Source organism: Micromonospora sp. NPDC048040, from assembly GCF_055587185.1.
The window spans coordinates 287,288-306,560 of the sequence record NZ_JBVJGT010000001.1; the positions used below are offsets into that span (position 1 = coordinate 287,288).

The following is a 19,273-nucleotide window of genomic DNA, read 5'->3' on the forward strand; positions in this document are numbered from 1 at the left end:
GAGGCAGCAGAGGTGGCAGACGAGCGCACGCGGTACTTCCGGCGCCTGAGTCGGTTGCGGCGGTCCGCCCGCCGGTGGAGCGTCACGGCAGGGGGCCTCGGCGGCGCGGCCGCCGTGCTGACCCCGTACGCCGGGCTCGGGCTGCCCGACGCGGCCTGGGCGGCCGGAGCGGGCGGGGCGCTGGTGCTCGCCGCCTGGCGCTGGGTCGACCTGCGCGCGCTGGCCGCCCAGCCGGCGCCGCCCGCGCTCGACCCGGCCGAGGCCGCCGCCCGGTCACGCGCCCGCCTTGTCGCCGCCGTGGAGCGGCTCCCCGCCGGCCCCGGCGTGCTGGCCGAGGTGCGCCGGGTGCGCTCCCGGGTGGCGCTGCGCGGCACCAGCGCCGCCGAGCCGTGGGCCCGGCTGGACCGGGCCGCCCTCACCCTCGCCGGGATGGCCGGCCGGCTGACCGGGCTGGCCGGGCCCGCCGTGTCGGAGGCGGCCGACGCCGACCGCTCGCTGCGGGGCCTCGCCGGTCGGGTGGCCAGTGTCGAACGCGCGCTGCGGCTCGCCCCCGCTGACGCCCGACCGCCGCTGGCCGAGGCGCACCGGGCGTTGGCCGGCCAACTGGAGCAGGGCGTCGCGGCGTACGAGCGGCTGGTCGTGGCCGCCGCCGGCTACGTCGCCGAGGACGCGCGTCCCGACGGCGACCACCCGGCCGCCTCCCGCCTGACCGAGGCGACCGACCTGCTGCACGGGGTCGCCTCGGCGCTGGCCGAGCTGCGCGGTGCCGGCGCGCCGCTGCGCACTCCCTGATCAGGGCGGCGTCGTGACCGGCACCGGGCCGGTGAACGGGGAGCTGCCGACGACGTTGAACGACCGGATGCGGTAGTGGTAGGTGACGCCCCGCGCCAGGCCGGTGTTGGTGAAGCCGCGGCCGGTGACGGTGAAGGTCGACACCTCCCGGCTGAACGCCGGGTCCAGCGCCCGCTGCACGATGAACCCGGCCCCCGGCCCGGCGGGGGTGCTCGACGACCAGTCGAGGATCACCGTCGCCGTGTCGGGCCCGGGCGCCGTGGCGGTGGCGGTCACGCCCGTGGGCAGGCCCGGGGCCGGCGGCGTGGTCGCCCGGGCCACCGTCGACCAGGGTGACGCGGCCCCGAGATAGGTGGTCCGCACCCGGTAGTAGTACGTGGTGTCCGGGGCGACCGCCGCGTCGAGGTGGTTGTCGCCGACCCCGATCGCGGTGGTGCCCGGCCCGCTGGTGAAGGTCGGGTTGGTGGCCCGCTGCACGTCGATGCCGGTGGCGAAGGAACGGTTGGTCCAGCGCAGCGCGATCCGCAGCGGAGCGGCCGGCGGGATCGCCGCGGTCAGCCCCGCCGGCGCGACGAGCTGCACCGACGCCGGCACGCTGTTGGACCAGGTGGAGCAGCTCACCGCGTTCTCCGCCCGGATCCGGTAGTGGTAGGTCACCCCGGGGGTGACGGTGGCGTCGGTGTAGCGGCTCGCCGTGGCCGCCACGGTGATCGCGGTCAGCCCCTGCGTGAAGGTCGCGTCGGTGGCCCGTTGGAGCAGGTGGCTGGTGGCCGCCGGGCGGCTGCCGTTGCCCGTCCAGGCCAGCGCGATCGCCGGCAGCGCGGTCGCCGAGCCCGGGGCCGGCGTCGCGGTCAGCCCGGTCGGCGCCCTGGGCGAGACCCGCAGCACCAGGGGCCGGGTCATGCCCTGGTCGCGGTGCCCGGCGAGCTGGCTGTGCCAGTGGTACTCCCAGCCCAGGTTGACGAGCTGGTTCACCACCAGCGACGGCCGGCCGTCGACCGGGCTGACCGGGGTCGAGCCGGTCCGGGCGCCGGCCGGCCGGGCCGGGTCGAGCAGCCGTACGCTGTCGCCGATCTTGAACGGCAGGGGCGGCGCGACGGGCCGCAGGGCGACGATCACGTCCTCACGTGGGTCGACCCGGACCACCTGCTTCCAGCCCCGCTCGGCGGGGTGCGGCGGGCGGGCGGCGCCGTCCCAGCCGACCCGGTTGACCAGTTGGACGTCGCAGCCGGCGAACCGCACCGGCTGGGTCTGCCGGCTGTTGCCGCGGATGCGCCAGAGCTGGGTGCCGTCGGCGGGCGCGCCCACTGTGACGGCCGGATCGCTGACGTGCAGCACCTCGGTGGCCGGATCGGTCGGGCCGAGCGGCAGGGTGGCAGGGGCGAGCGGCCCGGCGTGCGGGTGCCCGACGCCCAGCCGGCCGACGAGCCGGCCGTGCTCCGGTTCGAAGACCTGCTGCACCGCCTTCACCTGCAACGGGAGGAGCACCGGGGCGGCACCGGCGGTCGGCACGAAGCTGACCGTGGTGGCGTGCACCGGGACGACCGTTCCCCGGCCGGTGCGGGTGCCGAACGCCGCGTCGTACGCCGCCTGCGGCACGATCGGCGGGCGCTGGCTGGCCGCGTACGCGCGGGGCAGGCGGTCCCGCAGCCGGGCCAGGTCGTACGGCGGCGCCGGGGTGCCGGCGACCCGGAACTGGAGCAGCGTGCGGGTGTTCGGGCCGTACCCGGGGCGGGTCGGCGGCGGGCCGCCCTCGGCGGTGCGGTCCGGGGCGCCCGTGTGGTGGTCGGCGCGCGGGTCGAAGCCGGGCAGCGGGGCGGGGCAGTCGTTGTAGAGGATCACCGTGCCGCCCGGCGGCACGGTCGAGAAGTCGACCAGCACGTCGGCCACCTCGCCCGGGGCGAGCAGCAGCGCGTGCGAGTCGACGTTGAGCACCGTCGGGTCCCGGCGGTCGTACCGGTAGCCGATCGGCTGGTTGGGCACGACCACCGGCGCGGGGAGCAGGCCGCCCTCGTTGCCGATCTGGACCAGCTCCGGGCCGGCGGCGCGCGGGTCCGGGACCCCGCCCTCGCGCCCGTCCGTCGGCCAACCCGCCGGACGGTCCGGCGCGCGGACCGCCTCCACCATCGGCACCTCGCCGGCGTCCGCGTCGGCCAGGTCGCCCTCCGGGTCCCACATCGGGCCGTCGGAGCAGGCCCGGTAGAGCTGGAGGTTCAGGCCGCGGTCCAGGCAGGCGTTGAGGATCCGGAAGCGGTACGTCCGCGGCGTGACCTCCAGGTACGGGTACGCGATCCCGTTGACCAGCATGGTGTCGCCGAACGCGTCCGGCACCGCCGACGGGTGCGGGACGCCGGGCGTCAGCGGCGGCTCCTCCGGGTCCGTGACCGGGTCGTGGTGCGGGTTCGGCACCGGGCCGGCGTCGGGCGTCCCGGGGTGCTCCCGTGGCCCGGGCTCGTCGGCCGTACGCGACCACGGGCCGTAGTCCCACCGGCCGGTCGGGTTCGTCCCGTCGGCCCGGTGCGGGTTCTGCCGGGGCTGGTAGACGTGCGGGTGCCAGAGGCTGCCCCGGGAGCCCCAGCGGTCCCGGTCCCAGGTCGGGTCCTCCCCGGCGAGCTGGGTGTCGTCCGGCACGAACGTCTTGTCCTCGATCACCAGCGGGAGCTGGTCGGCGGGCAGCACGCCGTCGGCGACGAGTTCCTCCTCGGCCGGGTCGGTGAGCAGGTAGAGCGCGAGCTGCCCGGAGTAGACGGTCAGCCGGGCCAGGCCGACGGTGTTGTCGTGGAACCAGCACAGCCGCCCGCTCTGCTCGTTCGGGTAGTAGAGCGTGGTGGCGCCCGCGCCGGGCGGCGGCATGTCGGGAACGTGGGTCAGGCCGATCCCGTTCGGGTACGGGGTGATCTCGCCCGCCGGGGTCACCCACTGCCAGGGGTTGCCGGCGCTGATCCACCCGGTGTGCGCGCCCGCGAGGCGCAGCACCGCCCGGTTCTGCGGGTAGGGCGCGGGACCGTCGAGCGGGCCCGTCCCCGCGCCCGCCACCGTCGCGTCGACCGGCAGGAAGAGCTCCCCGGCCCGGCCGGTGGGGAGGTGGTTGATGAACTTGACCCGGACCGGGCGGCCCCGGCGGGCCAGGATGACCGGGCCGAGGTGCCAGGGGCGCCCCGCCGGCACGACCGTGTTGTGCCCGTTGGCGTCCGTGCCGAGGTTGAGCTGGCGGTAGCCGCGCAGCCGGGTCGCCGGCAGGTCCCGGTGCAGCCGCTGCGCGTACTGCTCCAGGACGATCTCGTAGTAGTCGCAGCCCGGGTAGCTGATGGTGTCGGGCACCGCCACGGGGAGGTGGCCGCCCAGCTGGGTGCGGCCGCGTGTGCCGAGGCCGGGCAGCGCGTCGACGAACTTGCGGATGCCGGTGCCGGGCACCACCCGGCCGTCGGACCCGACGACCGGCAGCGGGCTGCGGGCGTAGTTCGGCACCGGGCCGAAGCAGCGCGGCACGGCCGCCGGGTCGAGGCTGGCCGGCACCACGACCGGCTCCTCCACACGCCGGGCCGCCGGGACCGGCCCCGCCGGCCGGGACCCGGCGGTGGCGCCGTTCCCGGGGCGGGGCATCGCCCGCTCCCACGGGATCCGGAGTTTGCGGAACAGGTCCATGGCTCTCCCCGGTGTCCGGGCGCGCGGCCCGCCACGGCGGCGTGGCGGCCCGGTCGCGCGTCGCTGACGATGCGTGAGGAGTCAACCGCAGCATGCGACGCGACGGCGGGAGTTAGGAAGTACCCAATCGTCCGTATCTGTGGCGGGGACGCGACTTTCCCGCCGCACCGGCGGAGTGTCCCGCCCGACACGCCGACCCCACGTCGGTCGACCGGTGACGGAGGGCGGCCGACGCGGCCCCCGGGGTCGTCAGCCGGCCGGGCGTTCGGGCTGGCAGACGGGGCACCAGTAGGTGACCCGCTCGCCCAGCTCCTCCTTGCGGATCGCGGTGCCGCACCGGCGGCAGGGCTGGGCACGCCGCCCGTAGACGTAGCTGGTCTGCCCCCGGTGCAGCGACCCGGTGGTGCTCTGCGTCCAGCGGCCCCGGTTGGCGGCGAGCAGCTTCTGCGCCAGGGCCACGGTGCCGGCGAGATCCGGCACGGCGCGTACCGGCGTCCACGGCGACACGCCGCGCAGGAACAGGATCTCGCACTTGTAGAGGTTGCCGACGCCGGCCAGGTTGCGCTGGTCCAGCAGGGCCTCGCCGATGGTGACGTCCGGGTGGGCGGCCAGCCGGCGTACCGCCTCGGCCGGGTCCCAGTCCGCGCCGAGCAGGTCGGGGCCGAGGTGGCCGACCAGCGAGTCCTCCTCGGCCGTCGGCACCAGCGCCAGCTCGTGCAGGTGGTAGCCGACGGCGACCGCCTGCGGGGCGCGCAGCACCACCCGGATCAGGTGCGCGGGCCGGGCGGTCCACCGTTCCCCCGGCGCGTACGCCCGCCAGGCGCCCTCCATCCGCAGGTGGGAGTGCAGGGTCCAGCACGCCCCGCCGCCATCCGCGGTGGCGCCTCCAGGCGGTGCGTCTCCCGGCGGTGCGTTTCCCGCCGGGGCGGCGAGGCGGAGCAGCAGGTGTTTGCCCCGGCTGGCGGACTCCCGCACCGTCCAGCCGGTGAGGTCGGTCGCGGCGAGCTGGGGCACCCGGAAGTCGCTGCCGGTCAGGCGGGCGCCCGCCAGCGCGCGGTGCAGGACGCGGGCGGTGTTCCAGACGGTGTCGCCTTCGGGCACCCGTCCATTCTCCCTCGCCGCCCGGGACCCGGCGCGGCGGTCACCGGGCCGCGACGCGGCAGGTGGCCTTCGGCCACCCGCAGCAGGTCACCCGGCCGCGACGCGCAGCAGGTCGCCCGGCGTCACCGTGAGCAGGTCGACCGCCCGGCCGCCGTTGACCGCCACGGCGACCAGGCCGGCCGAGTCGGCGTGCACCACCAGCCCGCCCGCCGGGGCGTCCCCGAAGGTGCGACCGTGCACGGCCTCGCGCCCTGCTCCGAACTCGAAGTCCGGCCGCACCCGCACCCGGGCCGGCAGCGGCGCCAGCAGGTCGGCCGGCGCGGCCAGTTGCACGTTGCCGAAGTGGTCCACGGTCAGCACCTCGGCGGTGAAGCCCCCCGGCTCCGGCCGGACGACCGGAGCCGGCAGCCGGACCAGGGTCGCCGGGTCGACGGCCGGGCCGGCCCCGGACAGCGGGGCGCCGAGCGCCAGCCGCGCGGCCACGGGCGCGAAGACGTCCCGGCCGTGGAACGTGCGGGACACCTCGGGCGCGAGCCAGTCCGGCGCGGTCAGCTCGACGGCCGCCGTGACCCCGCCCAGCGCGTCGGCGGCGTCGACGAGCAGGCCGTTGTCCGGCCCCACCAGCAGCCCGCGCGGCGCGGCCAGGGCGACGCCCCGGCGGGCGGTGCCGACGCCGGGGTCGACGACCGCCACGTGCACGCCCTCGGGCAGGTGGGGCACGGTCTGCGCCAGCACCGCCGCGCCCCGGCGCACGTCGGCCGGTGGCACCAGGTGGGTCACGTCGATCACCCGGACGGCCGGCGCGAGCCGGGCGATGACCCCGTGGCAGGCGGCCACGAAGCCGTCGGCGAGACCGTAGTCGGTGGTCAGCGAGATCCAGGGCGTGCGGTCCATGCCGGGCAGGTTAGTCGCCGGCAGTGAGCCGCAGTTCCAGGATCAGCTCGTCGTGCAGCGGGATGCCGTCCTCGCCGACGACCGGGATGCCCGGCTTGAGCCGGCGGGCCCGGTCCACCGCGCCCCGGTCGACGCGCACCAGCCGCAGCCCGCGCCGCTGGTAGAACCGCAGCGCCCGCAGGTTGTCGTTCGTCGTGACGAGCCAGAGCCGGGCCCGGCCCGCCGCCCGGGCCACGTCCGCGGCGGCGGCCAGCAGCGCCGTGCCGACGCCCCCGCCCGGCGTCGCCGCGGCCATGCTGACGACCTCCAGCCCGTCGCCGTCGCCGTGGTGGGCGAGCGCCCCGACGACCGCGCCGGCGCCGTCGACCGCCACCAGCGTGGGCAGCGTACGCAGGTCGTAGCGGGTGTCGTGGACGACGACGTACGGGCCGCCCCACTCGCGTTCGTGCAGCGCGTCGACGGCCGCGCGGTCCCCGGCCCGGGCCGGTCGGACGGTCACCCCGGTCATCGTCGGCTCCCCTCGTCGACCGGCTCGGGAGCCTACCGTCGCCGGTCGGGGCGGGCACCCGGGATTCGGGGCCGACCGGGCGCTGGCGGATATGGGACAGCCGGATGGCCGACCGGCCACTGCCGGGACGGGACCGGGTTGGGCAGACTGCCAGGGGTGACCAACCGCAGCCTGCCCGCCGTCGCGGTGCTCGTGATCGCCGCCGCCCTGACCGCCGCCTGCGGAGACGACGCGGAGGAACCCCCGCGCGCCGCGCCCCCGGCCGCCTCGGCGTCGACGCCGGCCGCCGACGTGCCGTCGGGCCCCACGGCCGTGCCGGGGACGGCCACGACGGCCACCACGCCCGCCGCACCGTCCACCGGCGCGGGTCCAGCCGGGCCGAGCGCCGGCACCACCGAACGCCGCCCCGCCAGCCCGCCGCCGGTGGAGTTGCCCGTCCGGCCGACCGGGACGCCCGGCGCGCGGCAGGTCGTCGACGCGTTCAAGGCGGCCGGGCTGAAGGTGCCGAACCCGCGGGACCGCTCGGTCGACTGCGGGCCGGACGGCCTCGGCCTGGGCTGCTCCGAGCTGATCGCCACCGACGCCGTCACCGTCTACGTCTTCCCGGACGAGTCGAGCGCCAGCGACATCGCCGAGACCTGGGGCCGTCAGTCCTTCCGGCGCGGCACGGTGGTGCTCAACTACCTGGAGGCGAGGACGCCCGCGGCCGACCGAGCCAGGTACGAGAAGGTCCTCACCGGCCTCCGCTGACGCGCCGGGCGGGGCGGGGCGGACGCCGCAGGAGCAGGTCGGCGAAGCCAGCGCCGCGAGCGTCAGCCGCGCAGGCGCAGGCCGCGTGGGGTGGCCCGGAAGCCGGCGGCGGTGAGCGCGTCGCGCAGCGGCGAGGAGCGCACCGCCTCGCCGTCGGCCCGCTCGACCGACATCGCCCCCAGCGCGCCGGAGTGGACCGCGTCGGCGAGCGCCTTGCCGGCCGCCGCCAGCGTCTCGGCGTCGTCGCTGAAGGAGAGGATGGTCCGCCCGCCGCGCTCGACGTACAGCACCAGGTCGCCGGCGACCAGCACCACCAGGGCACCGGCCTTGCGTCCCGCCCGGTGCCCGGTCGCCGGGGCGGCTCCGTCGCCCGAGTCGACCACCCGTTCCGGCCAGGGCAGCGCCGCACCGTACGGGTTGGCCGGGTCCGTCGCGGCGAGCACCAGGGTGGGCCCGCCGCGCCCCCGCCCGCCGTCGGCCGGCTCCGCCAGCGCCCGGATCCGGTCCACCGCGCCCGGCACCGCGAACTGCGCCGCCCCCAGCCCCTCGACGAAGTAGCCCCGCCGGGCCGCGCCGCGCTCCTCCAAGGCGGAGAGCACCGGATAGACCGCGGCGAACCCGCCGGCCACCTGCTCGGCCATGACCGCGCCCCGGGTCACCACGCCGTGCCGTTCGAGCAGCACGTCGGCCAGGGCGGCGGCGCGGCGGGTGGGGTCGGTGTCGCGCTCCGGCAGGCGCGACCAGCGCCCGGCGACGGTCGGCGGGCCGCCTCGGGTCGGCAGGGCCATCCGCCCGGGGCGGCGGTAGCGGGTGCGCGGCGCGGTCGGGCGGGACCGGTGCGCCCCGCCGCCGCCGAGCACCGCCCGCAGCGGGGCCAGGGTGTCGTTGGTGAGCTGACCGGCCCAGACCAGATCCCAGACGACCGCGGTCAACGCGGCGTCGTCCGTCGAGCCCACCCGGTCGGACAGCGACCGGAAGAACAACGCCTGCCCGTCGCCGAGCGCCTCCAGCACCGCGTCGTGCAGCGGGGTGCGGGTGAGCGCCTCGTCGGGCGGGGGCAGCAGCAGCGGGGCGGCGTCCGCGTACGCGAGGGTGATCCAGCCGTCCCCGCCGGAGATCGCCCCCGAGCCGGCCCAGAGCACCTCGCCGCTGGCGCACAGCTCGTCGAGCTGGGCGGGGGAGTAATCGGCGACCCGGCCGGGCAGCACCAGGCGTTCCAGGGCCGACGCCGGCACCGCCGCCCCCTGGAGCTGCTCGACCGCCGCGGCCAGCGCCTCCACGCCCCGCGCCGACGAGCCGACCTGCTGCCACCTGGGCAGGAACGCGGCCAGCGCGCGGGGCGGCACCGGCTCGATCTCCCGGCGCAGCGCGGCGAGGGACCGGCGGCGCAGCAGGCGCAGCACCTCCGCGTCGCACCACTGGGCGCCGGCCGTGTCCGGGGTGAACTCGCCGGAGACGACCCGCCCCGTGGCGGCGAGCCGACGCAGCGCCTGCTCCACCACGGCCACCCCGAGCCCGAACCGGGCGGCGCAGGTGGCAGCCGCGAACGGGCCGTGCGTACGCGCGTAGCGGGCGACCAGGTCGCCGAGCGGGTCGGCCACCGGGGCGAGGTACGCCTCGGCGACCCCGACCGGCAGGGCCACGCCGAGGGCGTCGCGCAGCCGGGCCGCGTCCTCGACGCCCACCCAGCGCTCCTCGCCGGCGATGCGCACCCGCAGCACCCGACGGGCGGCCGCCAGCCCGGTCAGCCATTCCACGGGCGCGCCCCGCTCGGCCAGCTCGGCCTCGGACAGGTCGCCGACCACCCGGAGCAGCTCGACCACGTCCTCCGCGTCGCGCGGGCGGCGCTGCTCGGTCAGCCAGCGCAGCTGCCGTTCGGTCTCGGCCAGCACCGCCGGGTCGAGCAGCTCCCGCAGGTCGACGCGGCCGAGCAGTTCGCCGAGCAGGGCCGAGTCGAGCGCCAGCGCGGCGGCCCGGCGTTCCGCGAGGGGGGCGTCGCCCTCGTAGAGGAAGGCCCCGACGTAGCCGAACAGCAGCGACCGGGCGAACGGCGACGGCTGGGCGGTCTCCACCTCGACCAGGCGCACCTTGCGGGCGGCCAGGTCGCGCATCAGCTCCGCCAGCGCGGGCTGGTCGAAGACGTCCTGGAGGCACTCCCGGGCGGCTTCGAGGGTGACGGGGAAGTCGGCGTACTCGCGGGCGACGTCGAGCAGTTGGGCGGCGCGCTGACGCTGCTGCCACAGCGGCTGGCGGCGGCGCGGGTCGCGGCGGGGCAGCAGCAGCGACCGGGCGGCGCACTCCCGGAACCGGGACGCGAAGAGCGCGGAGGTGCCGACGGACTCCTCGACGAGCTGGGCGATCTCCTCCGGCTCGAAGACCACCACGTCCGCGCCCGGCGGCTCGTCGGCCGTGTCCGGCAGGCGGACGACGATGCCGTCGTCGGACGGCATCACCTGGGCGTCCACCCCGTAGCGCTCGGTGAGCCGGCGGCCGATCGCCAGCGCCCACGGCCCGTTGACCCGGGCGCCGAGCACGCTGTGGACGGCCAACCGCCAGTCGCCCAGCTCGTCGCGGAACCGCTCGACCACCACCGTGCGGTCGTCGGGCAGGGACCGGGTGGCCTCCTTCTGCTCGCGCAGGTAGGCCATCAGGTTGCCGGCGGCCCAGTCGTCGAGCCCGCCGGCCCGCAGCGCGGCGACGGCGGTCCTGTCGTCCTGCCGTAGCAGGGCGCGCACCCGGGCACCGATGGCCCGGCCCAGCTCGACGGGCCGGCCGAGCTGGTCGCCCTTCCAGAAGGGCATCTTCGCCGCCTGCCCGGGGGCTGGGGAGACCAGCACCCGGTCGGGCGTGATCTCCTCGATCCGCCAGGACGAGGAGCCGAGCAGGAACACGTCGCCGACCCGCGACTCGTAGACCATCTCCTCGTCCAGCTCGCCGACCCGGGCGGCCCGTTCGGCGCCGGCCAGGAAGACGCCGAAGAGCCCCCGGTCGGGGATGGTGCCGCCGCTGGTCACCGCGAGCCGCTGCGCGCCGGGCCGGCCGGTGAGCGTGTCGGTGGCGCGGTCCCAGACCAGCCGGGGCCGCAACTCGGCGAACGCGGTGGACGGGTAGCGGCCGGAGAGCATGTCGAGCACGGCGTGCAGGGCCGAGTCGGGCAGCTCGGCGAAGGGCGCCGCCCGGCGGACCAGGGCCGCCAGGTCACCGACGTGCCACGGCTCCAGCGCGACCATGGCGACGATCTGCTGGGCGAGCACGTCGAGGGGGTTGCGCGGGTAGTGCAGCTCCTCGATGGCGCCACCGCCCATCCGCTCGGCCACCACGGTGCAGGACAGCAGGTCGCCCCGGTGCTTGGGGAAGACCACGCCCCGGGAGACCGCGCCGACCTGGTGCCCGGCCCGACCCACCCGCTGCAGGCCGGCGGCCACGCTGGGCGGCGCCTCGATCTGCACCACCAGGTCGACCGCGCCCATGTCGATGCCCAGCTCCAGGCTGGAGGTGGCCACCACGGCGGGCAGTTGGCCGGACTTGAGCGCCTCCTCGATGTGTTTGCGCTCCTCCCGGGAGACGCTGCCGTGGTGGGCGCGGGCGATCACGGTCGGCGCGCCGGCCGCCCCACCGGCCTGGGCCATCATCTCGGCCGGAGTGCGGCGAACCGGGCCGATGGGGCCGCCCCGCGCGCCGGTGCCCCGGTCCGCGCCGGCGGACCCGCCCCGTGCGCCCGTGCCGGTCGGGCCGTCCCACGTGCCGGTGCCCCGGTCCGGATCGGCGGGGCCTTCCCACGCGTCGGTGCCCCGGTCCGCGTCGGTCGGGTCGTCCCACGCGTCGGCCTCGCGGGCCCGCACGGCCCGGTCGGCCCGCCCATCGGGCCCGGCGGGCGGGCCGACCGACTCGTCGGCGGCCAGCTCGTTGAGCCGCGCGCAGAGGCGCTCGGCGGAGCGCCGCGAGTTGGTGAAGACGATGGTCGAGCGGTGTGCCCGGATCAGGGAGAAGACGCGCTCCTCGACCGCCGGCCAGATCGACGCGCGGCGCGGCCCGGGCCCGCCGAGGTCGTCCTCCGGCGGCTCCTGCTCGTCGAGGCGGGTCATGTCCTCCACCGGGACCTGGACGCTGACCTCGATCGTCTTGGCGGTGGGCGGGGCGACCACGTCGACGGGCCGGGCGCCGCCGAGGAAGCGGGCGCACGCGTCGACCGGCCGGACCGTGGCGGACAGGCCGATCCGCTGTGCCGGCGCGGGCAGCAATTCGTCGAGGCGCTCCAGGGAGAGCGCGAGGTGCGCCCCGCGCTTGGTGCCGGCCACCGCGTGCACCTCGTCGACGATGACCGTCTCGACGCCGCGCAGGGAGTCGCGGGCGGCGGAGGTCAGCAGCAGGAACAGCGACTCCGGCGTGGTGATGAGGATGTCCGGCGGGGTACGGGCGAACGCGCGCCGCTCGTCGGCCGGGGTGTCGCCGGTGCGCATCCCCACGGTGATCTCCGGCGGGGCGACGCCCAGCCGGGTGGCGGCCTGTCGGATCCCGGCCAGCGGCGTGCGCAGGTTGCGTTCGACGTCGACCGCGAGCGCCTTGAGCGGGCTGACGTAGAGCACCCGGCACCGGTGTCGGCGGTCGGCCGGGGCCGGCTCGCGGGCCAGCCGGTCGAGCGACCAGAGGAACGCGGCGAGCGTCTTGCCGGAGCCGGTGGGCGCCACCACCAGCGCGTTGCGGCCGGCGGCGACGGAACTCCAGGCGCCGGCCTGGGCGGCGGTGGGCGCGGCGAAGGCGGCGGTGAACCATTCCCGGGTGGCCGCGCCGAAACCCGCCATCGCATCCGTCACGCCATCCATCCTGCCCCGGTCGTCTGACATCCGGTCCCGGGGCGGGCGCTGGTTGTGTCCTGGTCCGGCTCATACGCGATGGTTGTGCCGTTGAATGCGTTAAGTCTTACTTAACTGCTTGCTTGCGGCGCGCAACATAAAGTAACTTCACTCGGAGCCGGCCGGGGTGGAGGGGATCGGATGACCGTCGAGCAGCGGAGCTTCGAGCCCGGCACCGACGTGCTCATCCGTAAGGTCGACAGTCACCTCGCCGCCGTCCGCGCCGGTCTTGACGGCCCGGAGCTGGAGTTGGCCGAGCGGCTGGCCGCGGCGCTGCGGGAGCTGGTCGTCTCCACCGCCCAGGCCAGCGCCGCCGACCGGGGCCAGGTGCGCGCCGCGGTGCACTACTTCGTGCTGCGCCGGGAGAGCCGGGGTCGGCTGCTGCCGGTGCGGTCGCTCGCCGCCGCCCAGCGGGTGGTCAACAAGGTGGTGCTCCAGCTCGACCGCCCCGACCTGCTGGTGGAGACCCGTCGGGAGCGCCCCGCCCGGGAGCCCGCCGTCCCCGCCGCCGACATCACCGTCGGCTGACCGCGCCGCACCACGCCCTTCGGGCCCTGCACCGGGCGGTCCACAGGAGAACGGCGAGGCCGGCGAAGGGACGAATTCCCGCAAAACGGCCCGGCGGGCGGTCATCTGGCGTCTGATCGCACCTAGGTGCCGGCCCACCTCCGGCGCGCGCCGCTGCCACCTCGACCGGGAGTGCGGGTGCTCGTACTGCTGATCCTCCACCTCGTGGCGGCCCTCCTGGCGCCGCTGCTGGTCAGGCGGTGGGGTCCGCGTGCCTGCTACGCGCTGGCGCTGGCACCGGCCGCCGCCTTCGGCTGGGCGCTGGCCCGCACGCCGGCCGTCCGCGACGGCGGGGCGGTGGTGGAGACGTACCCGTGGATCCGGCAGCTCGGGCTCGACCTGGCGCTGCGGCTGACCACCCTGTCCTGGCTGATGACCCTGCTCGTCGGCGGCGTCGGCGCGCTGGTCCTCGTCTACAGCGCCCGCTACTTCGGCCCCGGGGCGGTCGGGATGGCCCGGTTCGCGGCCGTGCTGGTGGCCTTCGCCGGGGCGATGCTCGGGCTCGTCCTCGCCGACGACCTGCTGCTGCTCTACGTCTGCTGGGAGCTGACCACGATCTTCTCGTACCTGCTGATCGGGCACAGCACGGAGCGGCGCGCCAGCCGCTGGGCGGCCGCCCAGGCGCTGACCGTGACCACCCTCGGCGGGCTGGCCATGCTGGTCGGGTTCATCATGCTCGGTCACCACGCCGGCGGCTACCGGTGGTCCGAGATCGCTGCCGGTCCGCTGCCCGGCGGGGCGTACCTGGTCACGGCGGTGCTGCTGATCCTGGCCGGGGCGCTGTCGAAGTCGGCGGTGCTGCCGTTCAGCTCCTGGCTGCCGGTGGCGATGGCGGCCCCCACGCCGGTCAGCGCGTACCTGCACGCCGCCGCGATGGTGAAGGCCGGCGTCTACCTGATCGGGCTGCTCGCCCCGGTGCTGGCGGACGTCGGCCCGTGGCGGCCGGTCGTGGTGGTCGCCGGCCTGGCGACCATGCTGGCGGGCGGCTGGGCGGCGCTGCGGCAGACCGACCTGAAGCTGCTGCTGGCGTACGGCACGGTCAGCCAGCTCGGCCTGCTCGCCGTGGTCGTCGGGGCGGGCACGCCGGACGCCGCGCTGGCCGGCGTGGCCATGCTGCTGGCCCACGCCCTGTTCAAGGCGGCGCTGTTCCTCGTCGTCGGGATCGTCGACCACGGCGCCGGCACCCGCGACCTGCGGGAACTGTCCGGGCTGGGCCGGCGGGCACCGCTGCTGGCCACCGTCGCGGTGCTCGCCGCCGCGTCGATGGCCGGCCTGCCGCCGCTGGTCGGCTTCGTCGCGAAGGAGGCCGTGCTGGCCGCCTTCACCGACCGGCCGGTGGTGCTCGCCGTGCTGGTGGCCGGGACCGCGCTCACCGTCGCCTACAGCGCCCGGTTCGTCTGGGGCGCGTTCGCCACCCGGCCCGGCGTGGAGCCCTCCGACCCGGGGCGGATCGCCGTGCCGATGCTCGCCCCGCCGGCCCTGCTGGCCGTCCTCGGGCTGGTCGCCGGCCCGGCCGCCGGGATCCTCGACGGCCTGCTCGCCCCGTACGCCGAACTCTTCGGCACGGTCGGCGGGCACCTGGCGCTGTGGCACGGCCTCAGCCCCGCGCTCGGCTTCTCCGCCCTCGCCGTGGCCGGCGGCGCGGCACTGCACGCGCTGCGCGGCCCCCTCGCCCCGGCGCTGGCCCGGCTGCACGTCCCGGTCAGCGGCAACCAGGGGTACGAGTGGGTCATCGGCCGGTTCGACCGGCTGGCCATCGAGGTCACCAGCGTCACCCAGCGGGGTTCGCTGCCGCAGTACCTCGGGATCATCCTGCTCGCCCTCACGGTGCTGCCCGGTGGGGCGATGCTGGCCACCCGGCCGTGGCGGGACCGGATCGACCTCTGGGACAGCCCGTTGCAGGTCGTGGTGGTGGCCGTGGTGACCGTGGCGGCGGTGCTCGGGGTGGGCGCCCGGCGGCGGCTGACGGCGATGCTGCTGGTGGGGATGACGGGCTACGGCAGCGCGATGCTCTTCGTGCTCTACGGCGCGCCGGACCTGGCGCTGACGCAGTTCCTCGTCGAGACGGCGACCATCGCGGTGTTCGTGCTGGTGCTGCGCCGGCTGCCCGAGCGGTTCTCGGCCCGCCCGCGCCGGCGCCGCTGGGTGCGCCGGACGATCGGGCTGGCGGCCGGCGTGGTGGCGGCCGGGCTGGCCCTGACCGCCGCGGCGGCCCGGAACGCGCCCACCATCTCCGACGCCTTTCCCGACCTCGCCGTCAGCCAGGGGTACGGCCGCAACGTGGTCAACGTGACCCTCGTCGACATCCGGGCCTGGGACACGATGGGGGAGCTGGCGGTGCTGGTGGTGGCCGCGACCGGCGTGGCCAGCCTGATCTTCCAGCGGTCCCGGACGGGGCCGCGTCCCCGCCGCCCCGAGCCGTCCGGGCCGGCGTGCCGGCCGGGCCGCCCGGTCTGGCTGCGCGGCGGCGCGACCCTGCAGGAGCGGCAGCGTTCCATCGTGTTGGAGGTGGTCACCCGGCTGATCTTCCACACCGTGGTGGTCTTCTCCCTGTTCCTGCTCTTCTCCGGCCACAACGCCCCGGGCGGCGGGTTCGCCGGCGGCCTGGTGGCGAGCCTGGCGCTGGCCGTGCGCTACCTGGCCGGCGGCCGCGACGAGCTGGCCGAGGCCGCGCCGGTCGGCGCCGGCACGGTGCTCGGCGCCGGCCTCCTCGTCTCGATCGGCACCGGGGTGATCGCGCTGCTCGGGGGCGGATCGGTGCTCGAGAGCGCCCGGATCGACCTGTGGCTGCCGCTGATCGGCGACTTCTACCTGGTCACGTCCCTCTTCTTCGATGTCGGGGTCTACCTCGTCGTGGTCGGGCTGGTGCTGGACATCCTGCGCAGTCTCGGCGCCGAGGTGGACCGGCACATCGAGGCGGCCAGCGGTTCCGGCGGCGGGCTGCGCGTCGACCGGGGCGGGGAGCGGACGTGAGGCCGGGGGTGGAGGGGCCGACCCTGGTGCTGGTCGTCGCCGTCGGCGTGCTGGTCGGTTGCGGGGTCACCCTGCTGCTGGAGCGCAGTCTGACCCGGATCCTGCTCGGCGTCATCCTGCTCAGCAACGGGGTCAACGCGCTCATCCTGATGGGTGGGCGGGCCGGCGCGGCCCCGGTGGTCGGCGCCGCGCCCGCCGGCCGGCTGAGCGACGCGCTGCCGCAGGCCATGATCCTCACCGCGATCGTGATCACCTTCGGGCTGACCGCGTTCCTGCTGGCCGTGAGCTACCGCAGCTGGTACCTGACCGGCGACGACGAGGTCCCCGACGACATCGAGGACCGGCAGATCAGGCGGGCGGCGGAGCGCAACGAGGTGGCCACCGCCGACCTCGGCGGCGAGGGCCCGGACGCCGACCCCGAGCAGGTCGACCCCGAGCTGCCGCGCCGGCTCCGGCCCGGGGACGGTCCCGGATGACCGGGTACGCGGAACGGGCCGCCCCGTGAGCGCCCTCGTGCCGCTGCCGGTGGTGGTGCCGCTGCTGGGCGCGGCGCTGACCCTGCTGCTGGCCCGGTGGCCGGGGCTGCAACGGGTGGTCAGCGTGGCCTGCCTCGCCGGCACGCTGGTGGTGGCGGCGCTGCTGCTGGTGCAGGCGTACCGGCACGGGCCGGTGGTGGTGCAGGTCGGCGGGTGGCCGGCGCCGGTGGGCATCGTGCTGGTCGCCGACCAGTTGGCCGCGCTGATGCTGGTGGTCTCGTCGGCGGTGACGCTGTGCGTGCTGCTCTACTCCGTCGGGCAGGGCCAGGGGGACTTCGGCGAGACCGTTCCCGTGACCATCTACCACCCCACCTACCTGGTGCTGACCGCCGGTGTGACGAACGCGTTCCTCGCGGGCGACCTGTTCAACCTCTTCGTCGGGTTCGAGATCCTGCTGGCCGCGAGCTTCGTGCTGATCACCCTCGGCGGCACCGAGACGCGGATCCGCACCGGCTCGACGTACGTGGTGGTCAGCATCCTCTCCTCGATGCTGTTCCTCACCGCGGTGGGCCTCGTGTACGCGGCCACCGGCACGCTGAACATGGCCCAGCTCGCCCACCGGCTGGACGCCCTGCCGGACGGCGTACGGCTCAGTCTGCAGCTGATGCTGCTGCTCGCCTTCGGGATCAAGGCGGCGGTCTTCCCGCTCTCGGCCTGGCTGCCGGACAGCTACCCGACCGCGCCGGCCCCGGTCACGGCGGTCTTCGCCGGCCTGCTCACCAAGGTCGGCGTCTACGCGATCATCCGGACCGAGACGCTGCTCTTCCCCGACGGCCAGGTGGCCGGGCTGCTGATGGTGGTGGCCGGGCTGACCATGGTGGTCGGCATCCTCGGCGCGGTGGCCCAGTCCGACATGAAGCGGCTCTTCTCGTTCACCCTGGTCAGCCACATCGGCTACATGATCTTCGGGGTGGCGCTGAGCACCGTGGCCGGGCTGTCCGGCGCGATCTTCTACGTGGTGCACCACATCACCATCCAGACCACGCTGTTCCTGGTCGCCGGCCTGGTCGAGGAGCGGGCGGGCAGCACCGACCTGCGCCGCCTCGGCGGGCTGGCCCGGGTGGCGCCGCTGCTCGGGATGCTCTTCTTCGTGCCGGCCATGAACCTCGCCGGCGTGCCGCCGTTCTCCGGGTTCCTCGGCAAGCTCGGCCTGCTCCAGGCCGGGGTGGCGGCCGGCGGGCCGCTGCCCGGCGCGCTGGTCGCGGCCGGGGCCGTGACCAGCCTGCTCACCCTCTACGTGGCCTCGCGGGTGTGGAACATCGCCTTCTGGCGCGCCCCCCGGCTGGCCACCGCCGAGCCGGCGGTCCGGCTGCCCCGGCTGATGGTCGGCGCGACGGTCGCACTGGTCGCGCTGGGGCTGGTGCTGACCGTCGTCGCCGGGCCGCTCTTCGACGTCACCGCCGACGCGGCCGTCGACCTGCGCCAGCGCACCCCTTACATCAGTTCCGTGCTGCCCGGCGGCGCCCCGTGAACCCGGAGTCCGGCCCGCCGCCGCGGGAGCGCGCGGCGCGGTGGCGGGACCAGTTGATCGCCCTCGGCTGGCTGGTGCTGGTCTGGAGCCTGCTCTGGGGCGAGTTCTCCTGGGGCAACCTGGTCGGCGGGGTGCTGGTGGCCGGGGCGGTGCTGCTGTTCTTCCCGCTGCCGCCGGTCACCTTCGGCGGGCGGCTGCGTCCCGGGCCGCTGCTGGTCTTCCTGGTGCGTTTCGTCGGCGAGCTGGTCAGCGCCAGCCTGCACGTCGCCCGGATCGCGGTGCAGCCGGGCTACCGGCCGCGGGGCGCGATCATCGCGGTCCGGCTGCGCGTGCGTACCGACCTGAATCTGGCGCTCACCGCCGAGGCGGTCTCGTTGGTGCCGGGCACCCTGATTATCGAGGTGGACCGGGACGCCGGGGTCCTCTACGTGCACGTGCTCGACGTCCACGGCCCGCAGGACCTGACCGACAGCCGGGAGCGGATCCTCGCCGTCGAGCGGCGGATCGTCCGGGCGGCCGGCTCCGCCGCGGAGCTGCGCCAGGTGGCCACCGATCCCGTCGAGAGGGGTCCCGAACCGTGACCGCGTTCCTCGTCGTCGTCCTCACCGTCCTGTTCTCGGTGACCGCGCTGCTCGCGCTGGCCCGGCTCTACCGGGGGCCGTCCCTGATCGACCGCGTGGTCGCCGCCGACATGCTGCTCGCCACCATGGTCGGCGCCGTCGGCGCCGAGGCGGCGGTGAACCGCCATGCCACCACCCTGCCGGTGCTGGTGGTGCTCTCCCTGCTCGGCTTCGTCGGCTCGGTGTCGCTGGTCCGCTTCGCCGCCCGCGAGAAGGAGGAGGGGTGATGGTCGGCACCGTCGCCGACTGGCTCGGCGCCGGCTGCCTGGTGGCCGGCGCGCTGCTGAGTCTCGCCGCCGGCATCGGGGTGCTGCGCTTCCCGGCCACGCTGGACCGGATGCACGCGGCCACCAAGCCACAGGTGCTCGGGGTGCTGCTCCTGCTGCTCGGCGTGGCCCTGCGGCTGCGCGCCCCGGCCGACCTGGGCATGTTGGCCCTGGTCGGGATCTTCCAACTGGCGACCGCTCCGGTGGCCGCGCAGATGATCGGCCGGGCCGCCTACCGCACCGGCCGGGTGGACCCCGACCTCCTCGACGCCGACGAGCTCGCCGACCGCTGACGTG

14 protein-coding genes are annotated in these 19,273 nt (G+C 76.3%); 9 read left to right on the forward strand and 5 right to left on the reverse strand.

Annotated features, from left to right (window positions below; translation table 11 throughout):
- Positions 1 to 12 precede the first annotated feature (12 nt).
- Positions 13 to 792, forward strand: a complete 780-nt coding sequence (pspM, locus tag ACZ6O2_RS01305; RefSeq protein WP_466021603.1) for a phage shock envelope stress response protein PspM — start codon at positions 13 to 15, stop codon at positions 790 to 792.
- On the opposite strand, the gene ACZ6O2_RS01310 is transcribed toward pspM, so the two are convergent.
- The 4 genes from ACZ6O2_RS01310 to ACZ6O2_RS01325 form a co-directional block, all read right to left on the reverse strand.
- Entirely contained in the window at positions 793 to 4,437 is a 3,645-nt protein-coding gene (locus ACZ6O2_RS01310) for a hypothetical protein (RefSeq protein ID WP_466021604.1), read from the reverse strand.
- 249 nt (positions 4,438 to 4,686) lie between these two features.
- Positions 4,687 to 5,538: a zinc finger domain-containing protein gene (locus ACZ6O2_RS01315; RefSeq protein ID WP_466021605.1), complete on the reverse strand. Its 852-nt coding sequence runs from the start codon at positions 5,536 to 5,538 to the stop codon at positions 4,687 to 4,689.
- An 87-nt stretch (positions 5,539 to 5,625) separates the two neighbouring features.
- A complete protein-coding gene (locus ACZ6O2_RS01320; RefSeq protein WP_466021606.1) occupies positions 5,626 to 6,432 on the reverse strand; it encodes an SAM hydrolase/SAM-dependent halogenase family protein in 807 nt (268 codons plus the stop codon).
- A gap of 10 nt (positions 6,433 to 6,442) precedes the next feature.
- A complete protein-coding gene (locus ACZ6O2_RS01325) occupies positions 6,443 to 6,940 on the reverse strand; it encodes a GNAT family N-acetyltransferase (protein WP_466021607.1) in 498 nt (165 codons plus the stop codon).
- A gap of 156 nt (positions 6,941 to 7,096) precedes the next feature.
- Between ACZ6O2_RS01325 and ACZ6O2_RS01330 the strand changes: the two genes are divergently transcribed.
- On the forward strand, positions 7,097 to 7,690 hold the full coding sequence (locus ACZ6O2_RS01330) for a hypothetical protein (RefSeq protein ID WP_466021608.1): 594 nt from the start codon (positions 7,097 to 7,099) through the stop codon (positions 7,688 to 7,690).
- A 62-nt stretch (positions 7,691 to 7,752) separates the two neighbouring features.
- On the opposite strand, the gene ACZ6O2_RS01335 is transcribed toward ACZ6O2_RS01330, so the two are convergent.
- Positions 7,753 to 12,534 (reverse strand): Lhr family helicase, encoded by a 4,782-nt coding sequence (locus ACZ6O2_RS01335; protein ID WP_466021609.1) that lies wholly within the window; start codon positions 12,532 to 12,534, stop codon positions 7,753 to 7,755.
- Positions 12,535 to 12,684: 150 nt separating this feature from the next.
- Between ACZ6O2_RS01335 and ACZ6O2_RS01340 the strand changes: the two genes are divergently transcribed.
- The 7 genes from ACZ6O2_RS01340 to mnhG all read left to right on the forward strand — a co-directional run bounded on the left by ACZ6O2_RS01340 (position 12,685) and on the right by mnhG (position 19,269).
- Positions 12,685 to 13,071, forward strand: a complete 387-nt coding sequence (locus ACZ6O2_RS01340) for a hypothetical protein (RefSeq protein ID WP_466021610.1) — start codon at positions 12,685 to 12,687, stop codon at positions 13,069 to 13,071.
- Between the two features lie 177 nt (positions 13,072 to 13,248).
- Complete coding sequence (locus ACZ6O2_RS01345; RefSeq protein ID WP_466021611.1) at positions 13,249 to 16,083, forward strand: Na+/H+ antiporter subunit A; 2,835 nt, start codon at positions 13,249 to 13,251, stop codon at positions 16,081 to 16,083.
- Positions 16,080 to 16,559: a Na(+)/H(+) antiporter subunit C gene (locus ACZ6O2_RS01350; protein WP_350705066.1), complete on the forward strand. Its 480-nt coding sequence runs from the start codon at positions 16,080 to 16,082 to the stop codon at positions 16,557 to 16,559. Before ACZ6O2_RS01345 ends, ACZ6O2_RS01350 begins: the two co-directional genes overlap by 4 nt.
- Positions 16,560 to 16,584: 25 nt before the next feature.
- Positions 16,585 to 18,090 carry a Na+/H+ antiporter subunit D gene (locus ACZ6O2_RS01355; protein ID WP_466021612.1) on the forward strand — a complete coding sequence of 502 codons (1,506 nt, stop codon included), beginning with the start codon at positions 16,585 to 16,587 and terminating at the stop codon, positions 18,088 to 18,090.
- Positions 18,087 to 18,671 carry a Na+/H+ antiporter subunit E gene (locus ACZ6O2_RS01360; RefSeq protein WP_466021613.1) on the forward strand — a complete coding sequence of 195 codons (585 nt, stop codon included), beginning with the start codon at positions 18,087 to 18,089 and terminating at the stop codon, positions 18,669 to 18,671. Before ACZ6O2_RS01355 ends, ACZ6O2_RS01360 begins: the two co-directional genes overlap by 4 nt.
- Entirely contained in the window at positions 18,668 to 18,937 is a 270-nt protein-coding gene (locus tag ACZ6O2_RS01365) for an MrpF/PhaF family protein (protein WP_350705071.1), read from the forward strand. Before ACZ6O2_RS01360 ends, ACZ6O2_RS01365 begins: the two co-directional genes overlap by 4 nt.
- Complete coding sequence (gene mnhG / locus ACZ6O2_RS01370; RefSeq protein WP_357454139.1) at positions 18,937 to 19,269, forward strand: monovalent cation/H(+) antiporter subunit G; 333 nt, start codon at positions 18,937 to 18,939, stop codon at positions 19,267 to 19,269. Before ACZ6O2_RS01365 ends, mnhG begins: the two co-directional genes overlap by 1 nt.
- The last annotated feature ends 4 nt before the right edge of the window (positions 19,270 to 19,273 follow it).